Source organism: Moorena producens PAL-8-15-08-1 (genome assembly GCF_001767235.1).
Lineage (GTDB): Bacteria > Cyanobacteriota > Cyanobacteriia > Cyanobacteriales > Coleofasciculaceae > Moorena > Moorena producens_A.
In genome coordinates this window covers 4,058,406-4,080,279 of record NZ_CP017599.1, presented here as the reverse complement: position 1 = coordinate 4,080,279, position 21,874 = coordinate 4,058,406, and the positions used below count along the sequence as shown (strand labels likewise).

Genomic DNA, 21,874 nt, shown 5'->3' with positions numbered 1-21,874 from the left:
ACTACAATACCTCCAGAGATACTAGGGTTTGGTCGTCTTCCTGAATCGGGTTAGTACGCTCTCGAATCCGAGCTAAGAAATTACTAAGGTCAAAGGGAGCAGGTTCCTGAAGCAGAAGCTGCCAAAGACCGGATGACTCAAGCCTAGAACTGGTGCTGCTTGACCCATTAGATGAACGACCTGTCACTGGATTCAGGGTTGCTTCCGTAATTCCATCACTTGTTAGTAGCAGGATGCTACCTGAATTTAATCTTAAATGTCCTGATTCCGCCTGCCAAATTGGCAAAATTCCCAAGGGAATACCCCGAACCTCGAGGTAAGTCGGCTCTGGAGTTTTTGATTCTGAGTGTTGTTGGACTACTTGGTGATCAGACCAAACCATAGGATAGGTATGACCAGCATTAGCGTAAACCAACTGTTGTTTGTCAGGGGTATAACGAGCCAAGACCAGGGTAATAAAACGGTTGGTATTATAAAGGTCATCTGACATGGTGTGGTTAAGATTTTGGATCACTGTTTTTGGGTCTGGGGATATTTCTTGAGCAAGTTCCCGTCGTAACATCGACATGGCACTGGTCATAAATAAGGCAGCAGGTACGCCTTTACCGGAGACATCTCCAACTGCTAGCCATATATCTCCTTGGGGATGAACATAGACTTCAAAAAAATCCCCACCAACCTGTCGCGCTGGGGTGCAGTGAGCTTGCACTCGCACCTGTTCCATCTTTGGCCAACTCTGACGCAGCAAATTATTCTGAATCTGGCGAGCTACATCTAGTTCATCCCGCATCTGCTGAGCCTGTAACTGGGTGCGTTGGAGTAGTTTTGCCTGAGAAATCGCTAACGCTGCTTGTTTAGCAACGGCTTCTATTAGCTGGATATCGTCTGTATTCCAAGATCCCTCACTCTTTTGCTGGTAGAGACACAACACCCCTAAGATCTGTTGTTGGTCCGGTAGGGGAACGATCAAATGCACCGAATTCTGACCATCCCTTGTTTCTTGCCACAACTTAGTCTCGGGTTTCTCTAATACCTGTTGTATCATCAAATCAGCATTAGGGATATGAGGTGTATTGCCATCCCCAGAAACCTTGTAGGTGAAACATTCTGGTGTGAGTTGGTTGAACTCTACCGGTTGCAGGAAACAAGCGGTAGCATCAAAGGCTTGACCCATGGTGGTCACTACCTTTTGCAGTAGATTACTATAATCTAGAGATTCTCGAATTGCCGTTGTCACCATATTGAACAATTCTTCCCGTCGTAAGGCTCGAGAAAGTTCCCTGGTTCTTTTTTTTAGGACTTGGTAAGTTTCCGCAGCTTGTCGCACCACTGCTTTTAGTTCCTCACCCTGCCAAGGCTTTGTGATGTATTTATAGACCTGACCTGAGTTAATCGCTTCCACCAAATCTTCTATATCTGTGTAGGCAGTCAACAGGATGCGAATTGTATCTGGAAAACGCTCTACTGTCCTGCTTAAGAATTCTGTGCCATTCATTCCCCCTAGGCGCTGATCTGAGATAATAATCGCCATCTCTCCTTCAGTGTCCAAAATATCTAAGGCGGTTATGGCATCATTAGCTCTGAACACTTGAAATTTTCGGCGGAAGGTTCTGTAAAGTAGATCTAAGTTGTCAGACTCATCGTCTACTACCATCAATTTGAGTTTGTCTTGATTTCCCTGACTCATCAGTAATTGTGGTTTGGTAAGGGGAAAACCGAAAACCCCTGTGATTTTAGGCATGGGCAGGAGGCTTTCCCTTTTGAGTGTATCTTGGAGTTTCTGTATGTCCCTAGAGTCCACTGTCGGCGAAGTCGCCATTAAGCAAAACCTCGAACAGTTTCTCCTAGTGCTGTCGGTGTCTTTAAGTGTGGCAACCCTATCTCGGATCTTTTCCTGGTTCCGTAAAATTCCTTACACCCTATTACTGGTAATTGTTGGGTTAGGCTTGGCTTTTGTGGATGTCCGACTGGTTAACTTATCACCAGAACTGATTCTGGAAATTTTCCTACCCCCCCTACTCTTTGAAGCCGCTTGGAATATCCGCTGGCGGGACTTACGACGGGATTTGGTACCGGTGAGTCTATTTGCGATCGCTGGGGTGATTATTTCTGTAGTTGGCATTGCCTTTGCTATCAATCAGCTGACAGGACTACCCCTGACCATAGCTTTATTGGTTGGAGCCAGTCTTTCTGCCACTGACCCAGTTTCGGTTATTGCCCTATTTCGGGAATTGGGTGCGGATAAACGGCTGAAAACTCTGATGGAGGGGGAAAGCCTATTTAATGATGGGGTAGCGGTGGTTGCTTTTAGTTTATTAGTCGGACTACCCCTAGGACTAGAAGAATTTTCCATTGCCACTAGTGTTGCCCGTTTCTTAGGGTTTGTGGGGATTGGGATTGGTATCGGTTGCATCATTGGTTTTGGAATTTCCTACGCCACCCAACGCTTTGATTTACCCCTGGTGGAGCAATCCCTGACCTTGGTTTCTGCTTATGGCACTTATTTAATTGTGGAGGAACTAGGGGGATCTGGTGTGATTGGGGTAGTCACCGTTGGGGTGATCTTGGGCAATTTTGGCTCCCGCATTGGTATGAACCCCCGTACCCGGTTGATTGTCTCTGAGTTTTGGGACTTTTTAGCCTTTTTTGTGAACTCGATTGTCTTTCTACTGATTGGTGACCAAATCAAAATAGCTAGTTTAGGGCAAAATATCAAATTAATTGCGGTTACTATCTTGGCTGTACTACTCACCAGAGCGATCGCAGTTTATGGTTTGGGCGCACTCAGCAATATCTTGGTCAACTCTCAAATTGGTTGGCGGGAACAAACCGTCCTATGGTGGGGTGGCTTGCGAGGTTCGGTTTCCATTGCTCTGGCCTTAAGTGTGCCAGTTGTGTTAGAAGGACGACAAGATATTATCGAAACTGTGTTTGGGGTGGTACTGTTTACCCTGCTAGTCCAAGGGTTAACCACTCGATGGTTTCTCGAAAAGTTAAATTTAATTGGTGACCAACCCTTACGTCAGCAATATTCTGAAGTTCTTGCCCGTCGCATCGCCCTGAATCGGGTCAGAAATTATCTTGAGGAGGGCTTAAACACCACAGAAATCGATTCAGACCTGTGGCGCTATCAAACCAAACTTATCGATTCCCAACTGACAACGATTAACAATGAAATTGAGGAGTTACGGAGTAACCACCCTGAACTCGAAACTCTTGAGCTTGAGCAACTTCAAGAAACCATGTTAGATATTGAAGCTGATACCTACGCCGAATTTATTCGTTCTGGACGGCTCAATGAAAACCTTTCACCGATTATGCAGCAGGTACTGATTGAGGCAGATCAGAAAACCATTGATATTGAGGGTGTGACGTAATTATGGAATGATTAGGTTCTGAAATCGGTGTTTAATCTGAACATTTAACACCTGGCCTGTGGTAATGGGAATTTAGGAACTTTTAAGTAAACATGATCGAGCATATTATTTTGTTCAAGTGGAAAGAAGACGCTTCACCGGATGCGATCGCATTAGCTATGAATGGACTCCTAGCTCTGAAAGACCAAATTCCTGAGATTGTAGAACTTTCCTGTGGAGAGAACTTTTCACCCCTCAGGTCTCAGGGATTTCAGCATGCTTTGAGAGTTGACAATTAGTCCTTGAATCATCCACAATCTTCGACAAACCTACACAGGATTGTCGAAGATGCATTATCGTCCTCATGAATTCGCCAAAATCGCCGGTGTCACCGTTAGAACTCTCCAGCGTTGGGATATTTCGGGAAAATTGGTAGCCGATCGCAGCCTTGGCAATCATCGTATTTACACCCAGAAGCATATCAATCAACTTAAAGGTCTATCCCGTGATCATGCCAAGCGGCTGGTAGTTGTTTATTGTCGCGTATCATCCCCCGCTCTCAAACCCGAACTTGAAAACCAGGTCAAAGCTATGGATACCTTCTGCTGTGCTTCTGGAATTCAAATTGATGAAGTGATTAAAGAAGTCGGTGGTGGTCTTAATTTCAAACGTAAGAAGTTTCTAAACCTGATATTCCGTATGCTATCCGGACAGATTTCTACAATCGTCGTAGCTCACAAAGACCGTCTATGTAGGTTTGCCTTCGAGCTGATCGTTGAGTTAGCTAACTATTGTGATTGTAATATCGTTGTGACTAACAATGAGTCACTTAGTCCCCAACAAGAAATGGTGGAAGACCTGATGGCAATTATTCACTGTTTCTCTTGTCGGCTCTACGGTCTACGTCGATCTGTCCAACCAATTCAAGAAAATATTGACAAAAACATCGACAATCCGGAAAATTGCGCTAAAGTAGAAATGGAAGTACAAGTTTAAGGTCGAATTCCCAGGATACACATCATGTATGCACTCAAACGAGAACTTAAAGTCAATCACAAACAATCTGGCTTCTTAGCTGGTTGCGCTGGCTTCTCTCGGTTCGTATATAACTACGGTCTCAGTATCATGATGTCTTCTTGGGATTTTGACGGTGTTAAAGCTTCGGATGCTAAGCGATTGACTGCTATCAAAAAGATTTTTACCAACGTCACCAAAAAGAATCCTGATTTTGCCTGGTGCTTCATGGATCTTACACAAACCTAGACATCGGTCTGAAGTCCAATTCCTGCTTCGTTTGTATACGTAGGAAGACGGCTTCTTCTACTCCACAGGCGTTTTATCGGTAGCCACCGACAGTGTGCAACTGGTCAATCGCGATGCTCTGAGTACCTATACTGATCACCCAGCCCACCAGGAAGTAGTCCAGAACTATATCAAACCTATCCAAGGGGACATCATCGCAGTAGATTACGAAGTTGACTAGCCTCAAGGATAGAGGATAGGAACTGAGGGGGTGACAGTGTGGGGTGTGGGGTGTGGGGTGTGGGGTGTGGGGTTTGGGGTAGCTGTACACATAAATCCAAAAGCGATGCAGAGGTGCGACCCGTGGCGAATTTAATTCGATGACTGTAAACGCACCATTACGGTCTTGGGGGAAACCTCCATGAGCAACTGCATTAAGACAATGATTGCCTTAGTTCCAAAAAAAGTTTTCCCCACACCCCACACCCTAAACCCTAAACCCTACACCCTAAACCCTAAACCCTAAACCCTACACCCTACACCCTACACCCAGTAAGGCTAACAAGGCTGCTTGTCACCCCCTTACTCATTACTCTTTGGGTGGGATGTCTCCTGCCTGCTCAGCTTTTTTAATCGCTCGTTTAAGAATTAGTACTGCCATTTGGGACAAGGAGCGCTCCTCGGCATCTGCCAATCGTTGAAGCGCTTCTTTGTCTTTTTCTTCCATATAGAGAGTTACGGTTACTTTAGCCATATGATTAACAATAATTTTTACTCTAGGTTTTTACCCAAATAAACATAAATTAACACAAATAAAAAGAAACTATATGTTATTCCATAAATTGTAATGGAAAGCTTTCTGCCGACCCAATAGACAGGTAGGTTTTTCCCTAACCAAGAGCAAAAGTTAACTAGGGTCGGGTCTGGGGAGCTATAAGTCCCGTGCTGTAATGGTCGGGGTCAGCGTCGGCAGGATGTGACTAGGACCTTCAAAAAATATTGCTAAACATCATCCGATCACCAGCGTGATTGTGGAGTGTGGCGTGTAGGGTCTGGGGTGATGTTTAGCTTTGACTAGATCCTTAGTCAGTAGTCGTGTTATACTTAACCAGTTGCCTACTATTATAATTAGTGTTATACTGGTTGTTGTGTTAGGTGTTATACTAAAAAAGATTGCTGGTGTAGCTCAGTTGGTAGAGCAGCTGATTTGTAATCAGCTGGCCGCGGGTTCGAATCCTGTCACCAGCTTATAAAAAAAATAGTTATAGCGTTTATTGCATGTATGAGGTACACTTCTCAACCTCAAAGTCCCCCTTTTTAAGGGTAGGGCTGTTTCAAACTTTAATAAGTTAACGATTATTGGAGATAGGGGGATAGGGGGATAGGGGGATAGGGAAATAAACTAAAATTTCCCGAAAAATCCGCCAATTTAGTCATTAAAATCTGACAAATTAGTTGGGAGGAAGCAACTCCAATGACTAACAATTCGTGATTCAGCCTTCTATGAGTGTTAGATAAATTTGGCCAAAATTCCCACTATTTCTCCAAAATTCTCCCCATCTCCCCATCTCCCCATCTCCCCATCTATTTTTGGCGAGAATGAAACAGCCCTGCTTTTTAAGGGGGATAATGGGGGATCCCTTTGTACCTCATGGGAAAGAGAATTGCTATCAAACAACCAGGCATTTCAGGCGTTACCCGAACTGCTTAGTCCTGTATTTCCAACTGTTCTAGGTCAGCAGGGGTATTGCAGTTAAAAAATGGCCTAGTGTCGCTGACTAGTAACTCCTGTACTGGATGCTGGGCCAACCAACGCTGAAATGACCTTCCCCCTTGATTGATAAACTCAGTGAGGCTCGGTAGACACTGGCGTCGGTAAAAACCGCACAGGGGTTCCCAGCCCTTGGGGTTTCGTGGCAAGAGTGCGTTCGCGTAGCTTGACCTTTGGTCAATCGCATTTTCCTGAGTCTGCTGCAACTGCTTGACCCAACCTTGCACAACCTCTGCTTTTAATTGGGGTAAATCACAGGCAAGTAACAGTACCCAATCTGTTTCAACATGAGCTAATCCTTGAGCAAATCCTACCAAAGGACCATGAGGTGTGCTCTCTTCTGGTAACGGCACTTCCCGAACGACACGACAAGTCTCAGGTAAGATATCCACGTATCGTTCTGGCCAGGGAGTGACGATATAGACTTGACCAGAGACTTGACCAGAGACTTGACCAGAGACTTGACCAATACAGCTGAGGGCAACATCACACACTCTGCGCAGTAAAGGCACACCCTTGATCGCAATCAAAGCTTTATCCCTACCCATACGAGAACTCAGCCCTCCTGCAAGGACAATCCCTGAGAGGGCTAAGTCGTAATTAGTACTTGGTATAGCACTGCCCATAGTTTGGTCAGGAACAGACAAGAATTCCAGAACGTAGACTCGGAGACTCCTCAAAGATTGCCCCTCGTCCCTTTAGGTCATGCTTGATATCCTGAGATATTCCTAAGTTATCTCCAAACTGAGTACTATCTACTCGACTACCAATCAGGTTGGCATTACTCAGGTTGGCACCACCTAGGTTAGCACGACTGAGGTCAGTACGACTCAGATAAGTACCCATCAAGTTGGCATCACTCAGGTTAGCATCACTGAGATCCGCACATCTAAGGTAGGCACGACTCAAATCAGCTCCGTTGAGCAGGGCACCGTTAAGATTGGCATCACTTAGGTCAGCTCTGCTTAAGTCAGCACCCCTTAAGTCAGCACCCCTTAAGTCAGCACCCCTTAAGTTGGCATCCTTCAGGTCAATTCTAAGTGAATTGTCAGTTGGCTCTAGAGCAACACCCTTAATTAGTTCAAGGAATTCCATTTACTACTCGAAATACACTCTGAAATACACGAATACAACTATGAAATGCTCAGCACCCTGATAGAATCAACGGCTTAGGTTGATCACTTAGATTTATTGTCGAATTAAATTACCTCAAATTCTAATGAAAAACCAGCCTATCTTTTCAAAATTGCTAATTTTTACGACATATTGCTGATTTTTTAGGATATATGTCGTAGATTTAATTTGTAACTAGTTATACTATCTTTTCCCGCCCTATCTGGTTTCACCAATTACCATACTGTAAAGATTTAATTAATAAATTATTAAAATTAAGTATTTTGTGAAACCGCTAATATAGCAATCATAATCGATTTGTGAAAAATCCTGTGACTAAGTAAGACGGTAAATCTGTTATCTAATATACCTCTTGGCAAAGTATTTAGGTAAGCTTTTAGCCGTGAGCTTTTGGCTCACGCGTGCGCGTTCAGCTGTCAGCTTAAAACAAGCTATCGGGCTGACGAGTTCAACGGACTCAAAGCCAAATACTATCAATTCCTCCCTTGGGCACCTCAAGTAGCGTGGCCGTTCGCGTAGCGTGGCCAAAAGGCCAAAAGGCCAGGGAACTGAGATGTAAGCATATGGGCTACGCCCACGCTACACCGAACAGCTTGGCACAGACTTCGACGCTGATAGCTGATAGCTGATAGCTGACGATAGGTTTTCACACTTCGTTACACAGTTAATGAAAAATTGATACAAAAATGGTATTTGATGACCATAATTAATTACAATTAATTCAGTAGCGGAAAATATTAGGTTTAAACCTATTTAACTCCGTTGCTTTTAACCCCGCAGGGTTGTTGCTTTGACGGTAATTGCCTGTCCGCTAAAGTAACAACCTTGTGGAATAATGCTGATAGTGCTCATAAATTAAAGGAGGAGAAGGATATGCGCGGTTGTTCCATGCTTCTAGCTCTTCTAGTGTTTGCTGGATTGTTGTATTTTATCGTCAATTCTGGTACCTTTGAAGGGTTGACGGACACCATAACACCCTCGGAACGGCAACTGGAATAAGCGATAGCGTCGGGTGTGGGGAGATGGGGAGATGGGGAGATGGGGAGATGGGGAGATGGGGAGATGGGGAGATGGGGAGATGGGGAGTGAGATGATCAACAATATACTTTGAAATTGGTATTAGCAATTCTTGGTTCCTTGAAGTTGTCAACACCATTACACCCATTGCTATAGCGTTTATCATAGTAATGAGGTACACATAATTTTTTCCTATTCCCTATTCCCGATTCCCGACTACCGACTCCCTATTCCCTAAAATCCCAGACTTGATATTAATCAACTCCTGAAACCGCTGGTGTAAGCGAATGGTTTCAAAATCTGAGTCAGTTTTTGCCATCTCTCGACTGTCTTCAGGATTGAGATCAATTGCCTGTTGTAAGTTATCTAGGGCTAAGTCTATATGTCCTTGTAAGGCATAACAGCAGGCTTTGTTGTACCAAGCTTGGTGGAGATCGCGTCTAATTTTCAAAGCTTGGTCATAAGAATCGATCGCTGCTCTATTTCTTCCTAATTTCCATAGGGCAACCCCCCGGTTGTACAAAGCTTCGTAGTCATCCGGTTTAATTTTCAAAGCTTGGTCAAACGAATCGATGGCTTCTTGATTTCGTCCTAAATCCGATAAGACAATCCCCCGGTTGTACAAAGCTTCGTGGTCATCCGGTTTAATTTTCAAAGTTTGGTCATAGGAATAAAGCGCTGCTTCAAAATCTCCTAAATCCGATAGGTAATTGCCCCACTTGTACCAAGCTTGGTGGTCATCGGGTTTGATTTTAACAGCTTGGTCATAGGAATCGATAGCTTCTTCATTTCGTAGTAATTGCCATACAGCAAGCCCCCGGTTATTCAAAGCTTGGTGGTGATCGGGTTTAATTTTCAAAGCTTGGTCAAAGGATTCAATCGCTGCTTTGTTTCGTCCTAATTTTCGTAAGGCAAGCCCCCGGTTGTACCAAGCTTGGTGGAGGTCGGGTTTAAATTTAAACGCTTGGTTATAGGAATCGATGGCTTCTTCATTTCGTCCTAAATCGGATAAGGCAATCCCCCGGTTGTTCCAAGCTAGGTGGTAATCCGGTTTAATTTTCAAAGCTTGGTCATAGGAATCGATGGCTTCTTCATTTCGTCCTAAATCCGATAGGGTATTCCCCCGGTTGTACCAAGCTTCGTGGTCATCGGGTTTAAATTTCAAAGCTTGCTCAAACGATTCAATCCCTGCTTCCAAATTTCCTAATTCGGATAGGGCAACACCCCGGCTATTCCAAGCTTGGTGGAAATCCAGTTTAAATTTCAAAGCTTGGTCAAACGATTCAATCCCTGCTTCCAAATTTCCTAATTCGGATAGAGCAATCCCCCGGTTGTACCAAGCTTGGTGGAAATCAGATTTAAATTTCAAAGCTTGGTGATAGGATTTAATCGCTGCTTCGTTTTTTCCTAAATCCAAAAGGGCATTCCCCCGCTTGTACCAAGCTTGGTTTAGGTCGGGTTTAATTCTCACAGCTTTTTCATAGGATTTAATCGCTGCTTCATTTCGTCCTAAATCTGATAAAGCATTCCCCTGCTTGTAACAAGCTTCGTGGTAATCCGGTTTAATTTTGACAGCTTGGTCAAAGGAATCAATCCCTGCTTCCAAACGTCCTAATATTGATAGGGCAACCCCCCGACTGTACCAAACTTGGTGATCATCCGGTTTAATTTCCAAAGCTTGGTCGAAGTTAGCGATCGCGTCTTCATACTCTTGGGCAGCAACGAGTAGCATTCCTAGTTCAACTAGTAAATCGGCTTGCTCTTCAGGAGTGTGATGCTCTGCTTCCAGGCATTCTTTAATCGCGATAATTTGTTTACTTCGTTCTTCAGGATTCAAAGACTGATTCTGAAAGTCTTCTTGTTGACACTCCTCTGATTTGCTAGGAAAGTCAAACAGACCAGAACGCCAGTCAAAAAAGTCAGGAGCGCGGTGGATAAAATAATTCAGGGAAAATGACCGTAAGAGAAACACAAAACAAATCTGAAAATCCTCTCGAAATCGTTCTCTGTGTTGGTTGAGATGATTTAAAATATGAGGAACCCCTTTCCAACTATAGGAATAAATTGCTTTGCTATCCCATCCCTGCTGACATTTCGTCTCTTCATACTTATAAAACGAGTATTCTAGACCTTGGATAAATAAAACCTTGATGTGTTGAAAGTCGGGGCGATCCTGAACAATGCTGTATAAATTATCAATGGGTTCCTCGAAGCGCAACACCTCTATTGTTTTCTGAGGCAAATCCTGCTTAACCTGCTTAACCAACTTCTCTGCTTCTGCGGGAGAACAACGGACAAATAATAATCCAAACCCTCTACGGCGTCGGACGGCACGGAGTAAGTCTTGGTATTGTTCTTCTGGACTCGCTGGAGGTAAATCCTCGTCCGCATCAGTAAAGTTTACCATTGGTTGTAAGGGAGCAGGGAGTAGGGAGTAGGGAGTAGGGAGCAGGGAGTGCGTAGGGTGCGTTAGGGGCTGACTTGCCCTTATTTTTCGCTCAAGCGCCAGGGTTGGGATAGTCCGCCCCGTAACGCACCATTTTTGGGCTAGCCCTGATTTTCCGCCTCTTCGTTCCTGGTTGAAACAGCCCGCCCGGTAAGACACCCTACGCAACTACCTTACGGCTGTGAGTCTAGTTGAGCACAAGCCTCTTTAAATTCCCGAATCCCTTTAATCAGGGGATGAATATCGTACCAACACTGTCTTTCTCCTTCCTCATCGAAGTATTGATACTCTAACAAACAGCGATTGAATAATAACTGACGATACTGGTCATTATTGTGTATCTGCTTGGAGCGGTAAACATCGGCTAAAATCGACCACTGTCCATCCTGAACCGTTCGGCGATAGGTATCTCGTGCATCAGTAATGGCTCGTTGCACTGCTCTGAGGGAAATCGGTAAGGTTTCGGTGCGAGCAATGGCGGTTTGGATTAATAATAGCAAATTCCGCACATGACCTCCACTCATAAGACACAAGCGCTCTAAGGCTTCTGGACTTTCAAATATATCGGTTTCTAGGGAGCGATTGGGAGCAAATTGGCCGACTCGCTTGCTAATCACTTCTTTAATTTTATTGAATCCAGGCTCATAAAGGCTACCTTCTTTAGTGCGTACCATAATCATCGGTAAAACCTGGGGATAACCATAGGTTTCTCGCAAATCATTGGCTCGCTTGGAGTACAGCATTGAAATCGGAACTGTGTAGACAATATGGCACTTTAATCCTTTTAATTGTTCACTACGGTCTAAAAAAATTTCTTCATGATTAGTTTGGTTACTCTCTTGGATAACTGGAACAATCCGGTCTAAATTATCCGCAATTACTGCTAATTTAGTACATCCAGCTGGTAAGTTCTGTTTGGCTTCTGTAATAAACTGATTCAACGCCTTTAGGAGAGTAACGGTGTGGGGATTAATTTTCTGTCGAATCTGTTGACGCAAGGTTGGTACAGCTCTTAAATTAGCAGTTAGCTTGCCATACTGAGAAATTTTTGCTTCTGCACTTAGTCCATCAAATGCTAATTCAGTCAGGGCCAAATCTTTCAACTCTTGCCAGCGGCTTTCGAGCCAGTTCAACAACGGCCTGGGATTAGCACTATCCTTGAGGTCTTCGAGCAAATGGCGAGTACAGGCCAGCAGAATATCGGTATATTGAGTATCTTCGGAGTCCACATCTTCTTCATCTGCGGCAAAATACACCACATAGAAGTTATTTTGTTCTAAATATTGCTTCAATCGGAACAATTCTGTAGATTTTCCTGCCCCCCGATGACCTCCATATAAATGATAGGTCTCTCGCTTAGAAAGCAACATCTCTTTCCCTAAATCCACCTGGATCTCTCCATCCCCCCGCACTTCCCGACAATCGACATAAACCGGGTCCCCTGCCGGTAACGGTTGGGAGGGGTCAAAGGCATTGTAGAGGTTTTCCAGTAAATCAGTCATAGAGGGAAGGGAATAGGGAATAGGGAATAGGGAGTAGGGAATAGGGAGTAGCGATGCAGCGCGGTCTTGGGAAGGCAGCGCGGTCTTGGGGGTCCCCCCCATGAGCGACTGCCGTGGTTTCCCCCATGAGCGACTGCATCAAGACGGGAGTAGGGAGTAGGGAGTAGTGATAAGATTTGACGCTTTCAGTACTGAAATTGATTGTTATCACGTCCGTTATTAAGTTTTTTTGTACTCGTGGCAGATCTTTAGTATCAGTAGTAGTTTAACTGGAGAGAGTTCAAAGATGGTGTAATCGGATGACAACCCTAGGTCGGTCCATCGCTTTTATCATACTGTTTGCCTCAATTCTTATCCCCGATTCCCGATTCCCAATTCCCCACAACTGCTGCGAAGTCTAATCCCTAAACATCAGGAATTGAGAGCAATAGAGCTGTATTAAGTTTTAGATTCACAAAAAATTCACTATCATGAAACCAGTTAAATCCATGAATGAACTAGTAGAACGGGTATCTAAAGATCCAGAACTTGCAGAAGAAATCAAGAGAGACCCAGTGGAAACTATCCGTAGGCTTGGTCCACCTCTAGAAACAGACCGTTGGATTTACCGGATTGTGGTCAGTGCCTTGGGCGGTACCATGCTGGTAACTGTTACAGGTGCCATCGGACTAGCTGTGGCGGGTAAGGATGTTCCTGATATCCTGGTGGGGATTGGCACCGGTTCTTTGGGTTCCTTGGCTGGATTGTTAGCACCAGCCCCATCCCGAGACTAGAGGGCTGAGTGGGTCAGTGTTGAGTGCTCAGGTCTAGTCGCTGGGCGAATCTGAGTTTAGCGGAACGAGCACGAGGGTTATGCTGGATTTCGTCAGCTTGTGCTACAGTTTGTTTTTTAGTTAGCACTCGCAATAGTGAGCAATTATTTGACAAATCCCGGAATTGGTGCTTGACAATCCGGTCTTCCAAATTTAGGGGGAACACAAGATGCGTTCGCGTAGCGTGGCCAAAGGCCAATCGCGTAGCGTGGCCAAACGCGCCCCGCGTGGCCCAAAGGCCAAGGCCAATCGCATTCCCTAACTCAGTGGTTGTCTGAATATGAGGGACTTTGGTCGGTAGTAGAATTTACCTAGCAGTGTAAAAGTCAGGAGAACCTTGAGCATGTTCGAGCATTCATGGACAATTTTAGCTTTTCTTGTAGGAACAGGGATCAGCCTTCTCCTGTGGCGTTGGCAACAACGCCAGCTAGCTTTGAGCTCGATATATGCTCTGCCATCACCCAAGGGGAAATGGCTCACAGGTAACGCCATGGAACTTCTTGCCGCTGCAAAACAAGGAACCTATTCTCTGACAATCTTTCGATGGATGCAGCAATACGGCTCCATGATTTCGCTACGGATCTTCACCAGACCCATGGTGATGGTGGCAAAGCCCCAACTGATTGAAAGCATTTTGACAGAGGGGCAAGCCCAGGGGATATTTACCCGCAGTCCATCCTTTTATCACGCCTACAAAGATGTGTTTGGCGTACATATCGGAAACCAGGTTGGTGAAGCTTGGAAGTGGCGTCGCCAAACCGCAGCACCAGCTTTCCGAGCCAGTCGATTCACTCAAAAGTTCGATCTCATCCGTCAGGGTTGTCAGCAAGTCATCACACAACTTCAAAGCTCGGCTCAAACAGGCAAAGAGGTTCAAGTTGATCCCTTATTTGTGGACTTGACCATGAATATCATTGCCTACTTTTTCCTAGGTGTTACCTTTGATAAAACCTCAAACTTTGCAGGGGAACCCCCCTTCGATGCCAAGCGCCTGTATGCAGCTCTTGCACTCCTCGAAAAACATGTACTTTTGCAGACCGCAGGTCGCAGTCGATGGTTTAAGTTTCTCCCTACATCAGAAGGCCGAGAATACCGACAGGCTCAAGATTATTTACAACAGAATTTAAAGCCTCGGGTCGCGATGGCGTTGCAAGTGGCCAGGGCTTCTGAGGCCGAATCCCCATCAGTCAGTTCGTCATTTCAGGATTCGATGTTGGTTCAATTTGCTAAAAACCCCCAGCATGACCAAGACTCCCTGATGGCAGAGACCCGAGCCTTTATCTTTGCAGGTCATGACACTACGGCTCATACCATGTCCTTTGCAGTCGGGGAGTTGGGGCTTAATCCTCAAGTCTTTCAGGCCGCACAACAGGCTGTGGATCAAGCCTGGGAGAAGGAAGGGGAGCTAAATCTTTCTACTTTGAAACATTTCGACTATATAGAAGCTGTGGTCAAGGAAACATTACGACTCCATCCAGTGGCCACCGGAATCCCCCTAGTCACGACCCAAGAGACAGAATTGGATGGGGTCAAGATGCCAAAAAATGTAGGCGTCGAACCTTTTTTCTGGGCTGCGGGACAGGATCCTGAGATGTTTCCAAAACCGGAAGAATTTCGTCCAGAACGATGGCTGCAAACGGAAACTGACCAACAGCCACTCCCCCTCCTGTTTGGATTTTCCCGAGGATCTCATTTTTGTGTAGGCGCACCTCTAGCACTTTTAGAAGCAACGGTGATGTTGTCTTTACTCCTCCGTCATTTCAACTGGGAACTCGTAAATGGCCGAGATTCTCTAGAAGATGTTAATCAGTATTTAACAGTATTTCCCCGCGATCGCATGCCGATTCGTTTTGTTTCGAGAACTAAATCCAGAGCTTAGACTTGTTAGTCTTGAATGCTCAGCTCTAGTCGCTCTGCGAATCTGAGTTTAGCGGAGCGAGCACGAGGATTATGCTGGATTTCTTCAGCTTGTGCTACAGTTGGCTTTTTGGTTAGCACTCGCAATAGTGAGCAATTCGTTGACAACTCCCGGAATTTGTGCTTAACAATCCGGTCTTCCAAGCTGTGAAAACTGATAATTCCAAGTCTTCCTCCTGGTTTCAGCCAATGGGGGACAATGTCGAGGAAGGTTTCGAGGCTCTCAAGTTCCTGGTTGACGACAATCCGTAGGGCTTGAAACACCCGAGTCGCTGGGTGAATTCTGCCATAGCGGTATTTAGGGGGAACACAAGATGCGATCGCATTGGCTAATTCAGTGGTTGTCTGAAACGGACGCTTCTCCACAATCCGGCGTGCCATCCGCCGGGATAACCGTTCTTCCCCATACTTATAAAAAACATCCGCTAGCCGTACCTCACCCCAATTATTAATAATATCCTTTGCCGTCAGAGACTGGCTCTGGTCCATCCGCATATCTAACTGAGCAGCATGGCGAAAACTAAAGCCTCGCTCTGGTAAATCTAGCTGAGCTGAACTGACGCCTAAATCAGCAATAATACCATCAAATACCCTATCATTAGACTGATACTCCGCAAAATTTCCATGCCAGAAGTGAACTCGTCCGCCATAACTGGCTAACCTGGTCTTGGCTGCTGCGATCGCATTAGCATCCCGGTCAATAGCTGTAACCTCCACATCCGGTGCTGCTGCTAAAATTAACTCAGTGTGTCCACCACCACCCACAGTGGCATCTAAGTAATGACCACCCGGACAGATCGCTAGTCCCTCAATTAATTCCTGACTCAATACCGACACATGGAAAAAGGGTGTTGTATTTGTCTGTAATTGTTCATTTTCCATGTGATTTTAGCAATCCTAAGTAAGTTCTGAGGATATTAGACCTTCTGCTGTTAATCAGACCAGATTGTCCGGGAACTCTATAACTGTAACCTATCAACTGTAACCTCTCTAGTTGTAAACAGTGACTTGTCTTACTCAGCACTATAGTGAAAGGAGGGTTTCGTAACAACTATAGGCTTGATCATACTTATGAGCTATATTGAATCAATTTAGAATTGCTATAGTAGCTAATGACTAATGATAAAAGTACCCCTGTGGGTACTGTCAATCCATGACAGAAGCATCAGACTAGATTTGTCAGTCAACCAGGAAATTTGCAGTCAACTAAAAGAAAGCCGATGAATTCCAAAGAAGAAAAAGCTAAAGACCTTGAGCTTCGAGAACAAGAACTCCAGCAACGGGAGCGAGACCTTCGACTCCGGGAAATGGAAACGGAAATTTATCAAGAAGAACAACAATTTCATCAAACCCAGAAGCATCAAAAAACTGAAGGTAAACTAAAAAAGTGGGGCATAAAGCTAGCTAGATTTGGAAAATTCTTGGCCGTTGTGATTGCTGTTGTTCTCACCATTAGAGTCGCTTATTGGCTTGCTATCGTCATGATCGTTGGAGGACTTGCCTGGTTAGGGTACGAAATTTTCTGGAAAGATGACGACTGAATAACCAAAGCAAAATGCCATTAAAAATACAATAATAAAAAAACCATACAAATAATTAAAATTAATCATGATAAATAACCAAATAAATAGTTTGAAAACCAGATATAAATACTAAATATTTAATTAACAATATTGCTGACTTTTAATAACACAAAAAAAACTTCAAACTCTTTCCTCCTACTCCCTGTTCCCTGTTCCCTGTTCCCTGTTCCCTGTTCCCTACTCCCTACTCCCTACTCCCTACTCCCTACTCCCTGTTCCCTGTTCCCTTTGAAACCATTAATTAGCTAAGGTCAAAATAAATATGAGTACTAAAATGGAAACCACAAATTTTCTCCATGATCTCGATCGCGTTGCCAGAGTTCGTGCTGAAATCGCAAGTAATTTAAATCAAATCAATAAAACTCTTGAGCAATCGGAATCCGCAGGGGAGCATAATTCAGGTAAATTAGGCTTAGATAGAGATATTGAAGATATCTATAAAGTCAGTAAAAATTTACAGCAGGGGCGATTTCGGCTATTGGTATTAGGGGATATGAAGCGAGGAAAAAGTACATTCCTCAATGCCTTAATTGGTGAGAATTTACTGCCCAGTGATGTCAATCCTTGTACAGCTTTACTGACGGTTTTACGCTATGGTGCTCAAAAGAAAGTTACAGTGTACTTTAATGATGAGACACTACCCCAAGAAATTGATTTAGAAAATTTTAAGCAGCGCTATACCATCGACCCAGACCAAGCGAAGCGACTAGAACAAGAGCAAAAGCTAGCCTTTCCTAATGTTAGTCATGCCGTGGTGGAGTATCCCTTACCGTTGCTAGAAAAAGGGATTGAAATTGTAGATAGTCCAGGACTAAATGATACGGAAGCACGCAATCAGTTATCCCTCAGTTACATTAATAATTGTCACGCTATCCTATTTGTCCTCAAAGCAACTCAGCCCTGTACTCTAGAAGAACGTCGTTATATCGAAAATTATCTTAAAGGTCGGGGATTAACGGTTTTCTTTTTAATTAATGCTTGGGATGAGATTCGTAAGGGATTGATTGACCCGGAAGACTCCGAAGAACTAGCAGCAGCTGAGGAAAAACTCCGTCAAGTCTTCCAAGCTAACCTGATGGATTATTTTCAGGTAGAGGCACAGACTTATCAGAAACGAGTCTTTGAAATTTCTTCATTGATGGCCTTGCGTCGGCGGGTTAAAAATTCCGAGGATTCTCTTGAAGGAACGGGATTTCCTGAATTGATGGCACAACTTAATTCATTTTTAACCAAAGAACGTGCGATCGCAGAAATGCGCCAAGCTAAAATCCTAGCTCAGCAAGTCTATAACCATGTCCATGAAGCAATTGAACGGCGGATTCCATTGTTGGATCAGGATGTTAATCAGTTGAAACAGCAGATTAACGAAGTCGCACCGGAATTTGAGAAACTGACGGAAATTCGTGATCAATTTCAGGAAGAAATCCGAATTACCCGTAACCGTACAGCAAAAGCTGTAGCTAATTCATTTCGGGACTATATTTTAAATTTAGGTAATACCTTTGAATCAGATTTTGTCCGCTATCAGCCAGATTTAGGCTTTCTGGATTTCCTGCGACAGGGGAAACGGGATGAGTTTAATGCAGCATTTAAGCGAGCCTTTGAACGGTACATTAACGAAAAGATTTCGGATTGGGAAGTCACCGCTGAGCAAAAAATAAGTCAAGCCTTTTTAGAACTAGCTAGGAGTGCCGCTAATTATGGTGCCATCTATGGTAAGATAGCCGATACCATGACTGAAAAGTTGATTGGGAAAAAGGTTTACCCCAATACCACTATGGATTCAGCAGACACTTCACCAGCCTGGGCCAGTTGGGCGATGGGATTTTTATCCTTGGCTTCAGGTAATGTTGCTGGTGTTTTTCTAGCTGGTGCTGGCTTTGATTGGAAAAATATTCTGGTCAATTGGTTTGCTGTGTGGGGAATTACTAGCTTTTTATTGATTTTCACAACAACTTTTACAACAGCATTGATAGGACCATTATATTTTGCTCTGATGGGTCTAGGGGTTGGCGCTTTCCAAGCGGATCAAGCTCGCAAGGAATTAATTCAAGCTACTAAGAAAGAGTTGGTAAACTATTTGCCTAAGTTGGCTGAGGAGCAATGGCAACCAATTCATGATGCGGTCAACGAGTGTTTTGATGATTATGAACGCCAGGTGATTAAACGATTAAATGATGACATTAAATCCCGGAAGGATGAGTTGGATAATTTGGTAGAGCAAAAAGAGTCTAATCAAGTTAATCGCGAGACTGAGTTAAAGCGTCTAAGAAGTTTGGATGCTGAGGTTTTGTCTAAGGTTAATGGTATTGAATCCGTTTATGGGTACTTGCTAGCAGCTCCAATGTAAGCATTCAAGGGAGTAGGGAGTCGGGAGTCGGGAGTCGGGAGTCGGGAGTCGGGAGTCGCGTAGGGTGCGTTAGGGAAGGGCTCACCCTCATTTTCAGCCTCAACGCCCGGGTTAGGTTGCTGCCCGTAACGCACCACCGGGTCAAACAGCTTTTAGGAGATGCACCCACTACTCTTTCTTCCCTATTTCCTATTCCCTATTCCCTGTTCCCTATTCCCTATTCCCTTTTTATATCAATCCTATCTTTACATCTCCAATAGAAATACTATAGCGTTTGTATTTGAGATGTAAACCTAGAAGGTCTTTTTTTATTGTCCAATAAAACTCCGGAGCTCTTGCCCCTCTTGCCTTTTGCCTCTTGCCTTTTGCCTCTTGCCTTTTGCCTTTTTTGACAATACGTGTGTTAACAACCTAGATACAAACGCTATATAACTATGAGTGCTAAAATCGAAACCACAAATTTTCTCAATGATCTCGATCGAGTTGCCACGGTGCGTGGTGAAATAGCTGGTTATTTAAATCAAATCAGTAATATACTAGAACAATCGGAATCCGCAGGGGAGCAAAATTCTGGTAAATTAGGCTTGGATAGAGATATTGAAGATATTTCTAAAGCTAGTAAAAATTTATACCAGGGGCGATTCCGACTACTGGTATTAGGGGATATGAAGCGGGGAAAAAGTACATTTCTCAATGCTTTAATTGGTGAGAATTTACTGCCCAGTGATGTCAATCCTTGTACAGCTTTACTGACAGTTTTACGCTATGGTTCTCAAAAGAAGGTGACAGTGTACTTTAATGATGACACAGCACCGGAAGAAATTGATTTTAAATCCTTTAAGCATCGCTATACCATCGATCCAGCTGAAGCCAAGCGACTAGAACAACAGAAGAAGCTAGCGTTTCCCAATGTTAGTCATGCCATCGTGGAGTATCCCTTACCATTGCTAGAAAAAGGGATTGAAATTGTAGATAGTCCAGGACTGAATGATACGGAAGCGCGCAATGAGTTATCCCTCGGTTACATTAATAATTGTCACGCTATCCTGTTTGTTCTCAGAGCAACTCAGCCTTGTACTTTAGGAGAACGTCGTTATCTAGAAAATTATCTTAAAGACCGGGGATTAACGGTTTTCTTTCTAATTAATGCTTGGGATCAGATTCGGGAAAGTTTGATTGACCCGGATGATACAGAAGAATTAGAAGAAGCTGAAGATAGACTACGGCGAGTATTTCAGGCTAACTTGGCAGACTATTGTCAGGTAGATGGCTATGATATCTATGATGAACGAGTGTTTGAAATTTCAGCAATTAATGCCCTGCGCAAGCGAGTGAAAAATCCAGAGGTGTCTCTTGATGGCACAGGATTTCCGGAGTTTATGGGAGCACTCAATACATTTTTAACGAAGGAACGAGCTATTTCTGAATTACGACAAGCGAGAACCTTAGCCCGTCAAGGTAGTAACCATGTTCATGAAGCTATTGAACGTCGCATCCCCTTGCTAGAGCAAGATTTAAATGAATTGAAAGAACGGATTAATTCCGTTGAACCCGAATTTAATAAACTTAAGGATATTGGTGAGCAATTCAAGGATGAAATTAAAACTGTTCGGGATAGTAAAGCGAAAGCGATCGCAGATTCATTTCGTACCTATGTATTAAATTTAGGAAATACCTTTGAGTCGGATTTTTTATACTATCAACCTGAACTCCGATTTATGGATTTCTTGAGTACAGGCAAACGAGAAGCCTTTGAATCCGAATTGAGAAAGGGCTTTGAACGGTATATTAATGATAAATTATCAGAGTGGAGTAAGACAGCTGAAAAAGAGATGGATGCTGCCTTTGAACAGCTATCTCGCAGTGCGGTAACCTACGGTGCTTCCTATACTAAAGTCACGGATAAAATTAATCAAAAATTAACCGGACAAACCGTAAGACCGGTGAGCAGCTACACCAAAGAAGATAACGCTCCTGCTTGGGCAAAATGGGCAGCAGGATTATTTTCCTTAGCTAGGGGTAATATAGCAGGAGTTGCCATGGCTGGAGCTGGTTTCGATTGGAAAAATATTGTGCTGAATTTCATCACAGTTATGGCAATTGGTGGCATCATTAGCTCTATTCCTTGGATTTTTATCGGACCAGTGCATCTAGCCTTATTAGGATTAGGGGTTGGAGTCGTGCAAGCCGATCAAGCTCGTAAGGAATTGGTGAAAGCAGCTAGAAAAGAGTTGGTGAAATATTTGCCTGAGGTAGCACAAGAGCAATGGCAACCAATTTATGATGCTATCAAAGAATGTTTTGATGTGTATGAGCAGGAAGTAACTGAGCGGATGGATGATGATATTAAGGCTCGCAAAGCGGAATTAGATAATTTAATGAAGCAAAAAGAATCTCATGAAATTAATCGGGAGCAAGAATTAGCTCGCTTGAAACAGTTAGAGGCTGATGTCGCCTCCCAATCCCAGAAGGTTGAGACCGCTTATCAGAATTTTGTGAATGCGATCGCTTAACCTTCTAGTAAGCATTCAGCTATCAGCCGTCAGTAGTCAGTGGTCAGCGGTCAGCCGTTGGCTTTTGGCACCTCAAGTAGCGCTAATCGCTGTTCGCTTAGCCTTCTACGGTTGTTCGTTAATTGAATAAAAAAATTGAATAAAAAATCATAACAGTTGAAGGTTGACAGTTAACAGTTAATTGTCAACCTTTAAATTTAAATTTTAAACTTCCAACAAAATAACCTTAAA

At 43.9% G+C, this 21,874-nt stretch carries 24 protein-coding genes, 1 tRNA gene and 1 pseudogene; 15 read left to right on the top strand and 11 right to left on the bottom strand.

The features are described from left to right. Position 1: 1 nt before the first annotated feature. Positions 2 to 1,687 carry a SpoIIE family protein phosphatase gene (locus BJP34_RS15095; RefSeq protein ID WP_070396686.1) on the bottom strand — a complete coding sequence of 562 codons (1,686 nt, stop codon included), beginning with the start codon at positions 1,685 to 1,687 and terminating at the stop codon, positions 2 to 4. A 97-nt stretch (positions 1,688 to 1,784) separates the two neighbouring features. Here BJP34_RS15095 and BJP34_RS15090 point away from each other — a divergent pair, with 97 nt between their 5' ends. The 5 genes from BJP34_RS15090 to BJP34_RS15070 all read left to right on the top strand — a co-directional run bounded on the left by BJP34_RS15090 (position 1,785) and on the right by BJP34_RS15070 (position 4,839). Further along, complete coding sequence (locus tag BJP34_RS15090) at positions 1,785 to 3,377, top strand: Na+/H+ antiporter (protein WP_070393044.1); 1,593 nt, start codon at positions 1,785 to 1,787, stop codon at positions 3,375 to 3,377. 92 nt (positions 3,378 to 3,469) lie between these two features. Further along, positions 3,470 to 3,655, top strand: coding sequence for a Dabb family protein (locus tag BJP34_RS15085; protein WP_229424378.1), 186 nt, complete (start codon positions 3,470 to 3,472; stop codon positions 3,653 to 3,655). Between the two features lie 49 nt (positions 3,656 to 3,704). Continuing rightward, positions 3,705 to 4,352, top strand: coding sequence for an IS607 family transposase (locus BJP34_RS15080; protein WP_070393043.1), 648 nt, complete (start codon positions 3,705 to 3,707; stop codon positions 4,350 to 4,352). Between the two features lie 24 nt (positions 4,353 to 4,376). Next, complete coding sequence (locus tag BJP34_RS15075) at positions 4,377 to 4,619, top strand: helix-turn-helix domain-containing protein (RefSeq protein ID WP_070393042.1); 243 nt, start codon at positions 4,377 to 4,379, stop codon at positions 4,617 to 4,619. Positions 4,620 to 4,713: 94 nt separating this feature from the next. Continuing rightward, positions 4,714 to 4,839: a Dabb family protein gene (locus BJP34_RS15070; protein ID WP_229424377.1), complete on the top strand. Its 126-nt coding sequence runs from the start codon at positions 4,714 to 4,716 to the stop codon at positions 4,837 to 4,839. 348 nt (positions 4,840 to 5,187) lie between these two features. On the opposite strand, the gene BJP34_RS36860 is transcribed toward BJP34_RS15070, so the two are convergent. Then, positions 5,188 to 5,352, bottom strand: a complete 165-nt coding sequence (locus BJP34_RS36860; protein WP_083305188.1) for a ribbon-helix-helix domain-containing protein — start codon at positions 5,350 to 5,352, stop codon at positions 5,188 to 5,190. Between the two features lie 421 nt (positions 5,353 to 5,773). On the opposite strand from BJP34_RS36860, the gene BJP34_RS15065 reads away from it, so the two are divergent. Then, positions 5,774 to 5,846: transfer RNA gene (locus BJP34_RS15065), tRNA-Thr, on the top strand. Between the two features lie 459 nt (positions 5,847 to 6,305). On the opposite strand, the gene BJP34_RS15060 is transcribed toward BJP34_RS15065, so the two are convergent. The 3 genes from BJP34_RS15060 to BJP34_RS43375 all read right to left on the bottom strand — a co-directional run bounded on the left by BJP34_RS15060 (position 6,306) and on the right by BJP34_RS43375 (position 8,153). Beyond that, entirely contained in the window at positions 6,306 to 7,049 is a 744-nt protein-coding gene (locus BJP34_RS15060; protein WP_324611063.1) for a molybdenum cofactor guanylyltransferase, read from the bottom strand. After that, complete coding sequence (locus tag BJP34_RS15055; protein WP_070393040.1) at positions 7,003 to 7,464, bottom strand: pentapeptide repeat-containing protein; 462 nt, start codon at positions 7,462 to 7,464, stop codon at positions 7,003 to 7,005. Before BJP34_RS15055 ends, BJP34_RS15060 begins: the two co-directional genes overlap by 47 nt. A gap of 533 nt (positions 7,465 to 7,997) precedes the next feature. Continuing rightward, a complete protein-coding gene (locus BJP34_RS43375) occupies positions 7,998 to 8,153 on the bottom strand; it encodes a hypothetical protein (protein WP_158517230.1) in 156 nt (51 codons plus the stop codon). Positions 8,154 to 8,265: 112 nt separating this feature from the next. Here BJP34_RS43375 and BJP34_RS39895 point away from each other — a divergent pair, with 112 nt between their 5' ends. After that, on the top strand, positions 8,266 to 8,502 hold the full coding sequence (locus BJP34_RS39895; protein WP_149030993.1) for a hypothetical protein: 237 nt from the start codon (positions 8,266 to 8,268) through the stop codon (positions 8,500 to 8,502). A gap of 217 nt (positions 8,503 to 8,719) precedes the next feature. On the opposite strand, the gene BJP34_RS15050 is transcribed toward BJP34_RS39895, so the two are convergent. Genes BJP34_RS15050 through BJP34_RS43370 form a run of 3 tightly spaced genes read right to left on the bottom strand, consistent with a single transcriptional unit; the run spans position 8,720 to position 12,607 of the window. Continuing rightward, the gene (locus BJP34_RS15050; protein WP_229424376.1) at positions 8,720 to 11,125 is read right to left on the bottom strand and encodes a tetratricopeptide repeat protein; all 2,406 of its coding nucleotides are present in this window, start codon (positions 11,123 to 11,125) and stop codon (positions 8,720 to 8,722) included. Positions 11,126 to 11,139: 14 nt separating this feature from the next. Next, the gene (locus BJP34_RS15045; RefSeq protein WP_070396685.1) at positions 11,140 to 12,468 is read right to left on the bottom strand and encodes an AAA family ATPase; all 1,329 of its coding nucleotides are present in this window, start codon (positions 12,466 to 12,468) and stop codon (positions 11,140 to 11,142) included. Further along, positions 12,461 to 12,607: a hypothetical protein gene (locus tag BJP34_RS43370; protein WP_158517229.1), complete on the bottom strand. Its 147-nt coding sequence runs from the start codon at positions 12,605 to 12,607 to the stop codon at positions 12,461 to 12,463. Before BJP34_RS43370 ends, BJP34_RS15045 begins: the two co-directional genes overlap by 8 nt. A 331-nt stretch (positions 12,608 to 12,938) precedes the next feature. Here BJP34_RS43370 and BJP34_RS15040 point away from each other — a divergent pair, with 331 nt between their 5' ends. Next, positions 12,939 to 13,241, top strand: a complete 303-nt coding sequence (locus tag BJP34_RS15040) for a hypothetical protein (RefSeq protein ID WP_070393038.1) — start codon at positions 12,939 to 12,941, stop codon at positions 13,239 to 13,241. A 13-nt stretch (positions 13,242 to 13,254) separates the two neighbouring features. On the opposite strand, the pseudogene mraW reads toward BJP34_RS15040, so the two are convergent. After that, a pseudogene (gene mraW, locus BJP34_RS39890) lies at positions 13,255 to 13,434 on the bottom strand (16S rRNA (cytosine(1402)-N(4))-methyltransferase); the annotation flags it as partial. A 189-nt stretch (positions 13,435 to 13,623) separates the two neighbouring features. Here mraW and BJP34_RS15035 point away from each other — a divergent pair. After that, positions 13,624 to 15,159 (top strand): cytochrome P450, encoded by a 1,536-nt coding sequence (locus tag BJP34_RS15035; RefSeq protein WP_070393037.1) that lies wholly within the window; start codon positions 13,624 to 13,626, stop codon positions 15,157 to 15,159. 5 nt (positions 15,160 to 15,164) lie between these two features. Here BJP34_RS15035 and rsmH read toward each other — a convergent pair whose 3' ends face one another. After that, entirely contained in the window at positions 15,165 to 16,079 is a 915-nt protein-coding gene (gene rsmH / locus BJP34_RS15030; RefSeq protein WP_070393036.1) for a 16S rRNA (cytosine(1402)-N(4))-methyltransferase RsmH, read from the bottom strand. 338 nt (positions 16,080 to 16,417) lie between these two features. On the opposite strand from rsmH, the gene BJP34_RS15025 reads away from it, so the two are divergent. The 3 genes from BJP34_RS15025 (at position 16,418) to BJP34_RS15020 (ending at position 19,130) form a co-directional block, all read left to right on the top strand. Then, entirely contained in the window at positions 16,418 to 16,738 is a 321-nt protein-coding gene (locus BJP34_RS15025) for a hypothetical protein (RefSeq protein ID WP_070393035.1), read from the top strand. 132 nt (positions 16,739 to 16,870) lie between these two features. Then, positions 16,871 to 17,029, top strand: coding sequence for a hypothetical protein (locus BJP34_RS43365; RefSeq protein ID WP_158517228.1), 159 nt, complete (start codon positions 16,871 to 16,873; stop codon positions 17,027 to 17,029). A gap of 13 nt (positions 17,030 to 17,042) precedes the next feature. Further along, positions 17,043 to 19,130: a dynamin family protein gene (locus BJP34_RS15020; protein WP_070393034.1), complete on the top strand. Its 2,088-nt coding sequence runs from the start codon at positions 17,043 to 17,045 to the stop codon at positions 19,128 to 19,130. Here the strand turns inward: BJP34_RS15020 and BJP34_RS45610 are convergent. Continuing rightward, positions 19,100 to 19,267, bottom strand: coding sequence for a hypothetical protein (locus BJP34_RS45610; protein ID WP_229424375.1), 168 nt, complete (start codon positions 19,265 to 19,267; stop codon positions 19,100 to 19,102). The two genes, BJP34_RS15020 and BJP34_RS45610, sit on opposite strands and share 31 nt — an antisense overlap. A 22-nt stretch (positions 19,268 to 19,289) precedes the next feature. Between BJP34_RS45610 and BJP34_RS48910 the strand changes: the two genes are divergently transcribed. From BJP34_RS48910 to BJP34_RS43360, 3 genes are all read left to right on the top strand, one after another. Beyond that, positions 19,290 to 19,421, top strand: a complete 132-nt coding sequence (locus BJP34_RS48910; RefSeq protein ID WP_267876575.1) for a hypothetical protein — start codon at positions 19,290 to 19,292, stop codon at positions 19,419 to 19,421. A gap of 143 nt (positions 19,422 to 19,564) precedes the next feature. Continuing rightward, a complete protein-coding gene (locus tag BJP34_RS15015) occupies positions 19,565 to 21,643 on the top strand; it encodes a dynamin family protein (protein WP_070393033.1) in 2,079 nt (692 codons plus the stop codon). Further along, positions 21,630 to 21,773, top strand: a complete 144-nt coding sequence (locus tag BJP34_RS43360; protein ID WP_158517227.1) for a hypothetical protein — start codon at positions 21,630 to 21,632, stop codon at positions 21,771 to 21,773. Before BJP34_RS15015 ends, BJP34_RS43360 begins: the two co-directional genes overlap by 14 nt. Positions 21,774 to 21,874 lie beyond the last annotated feature (101 nt).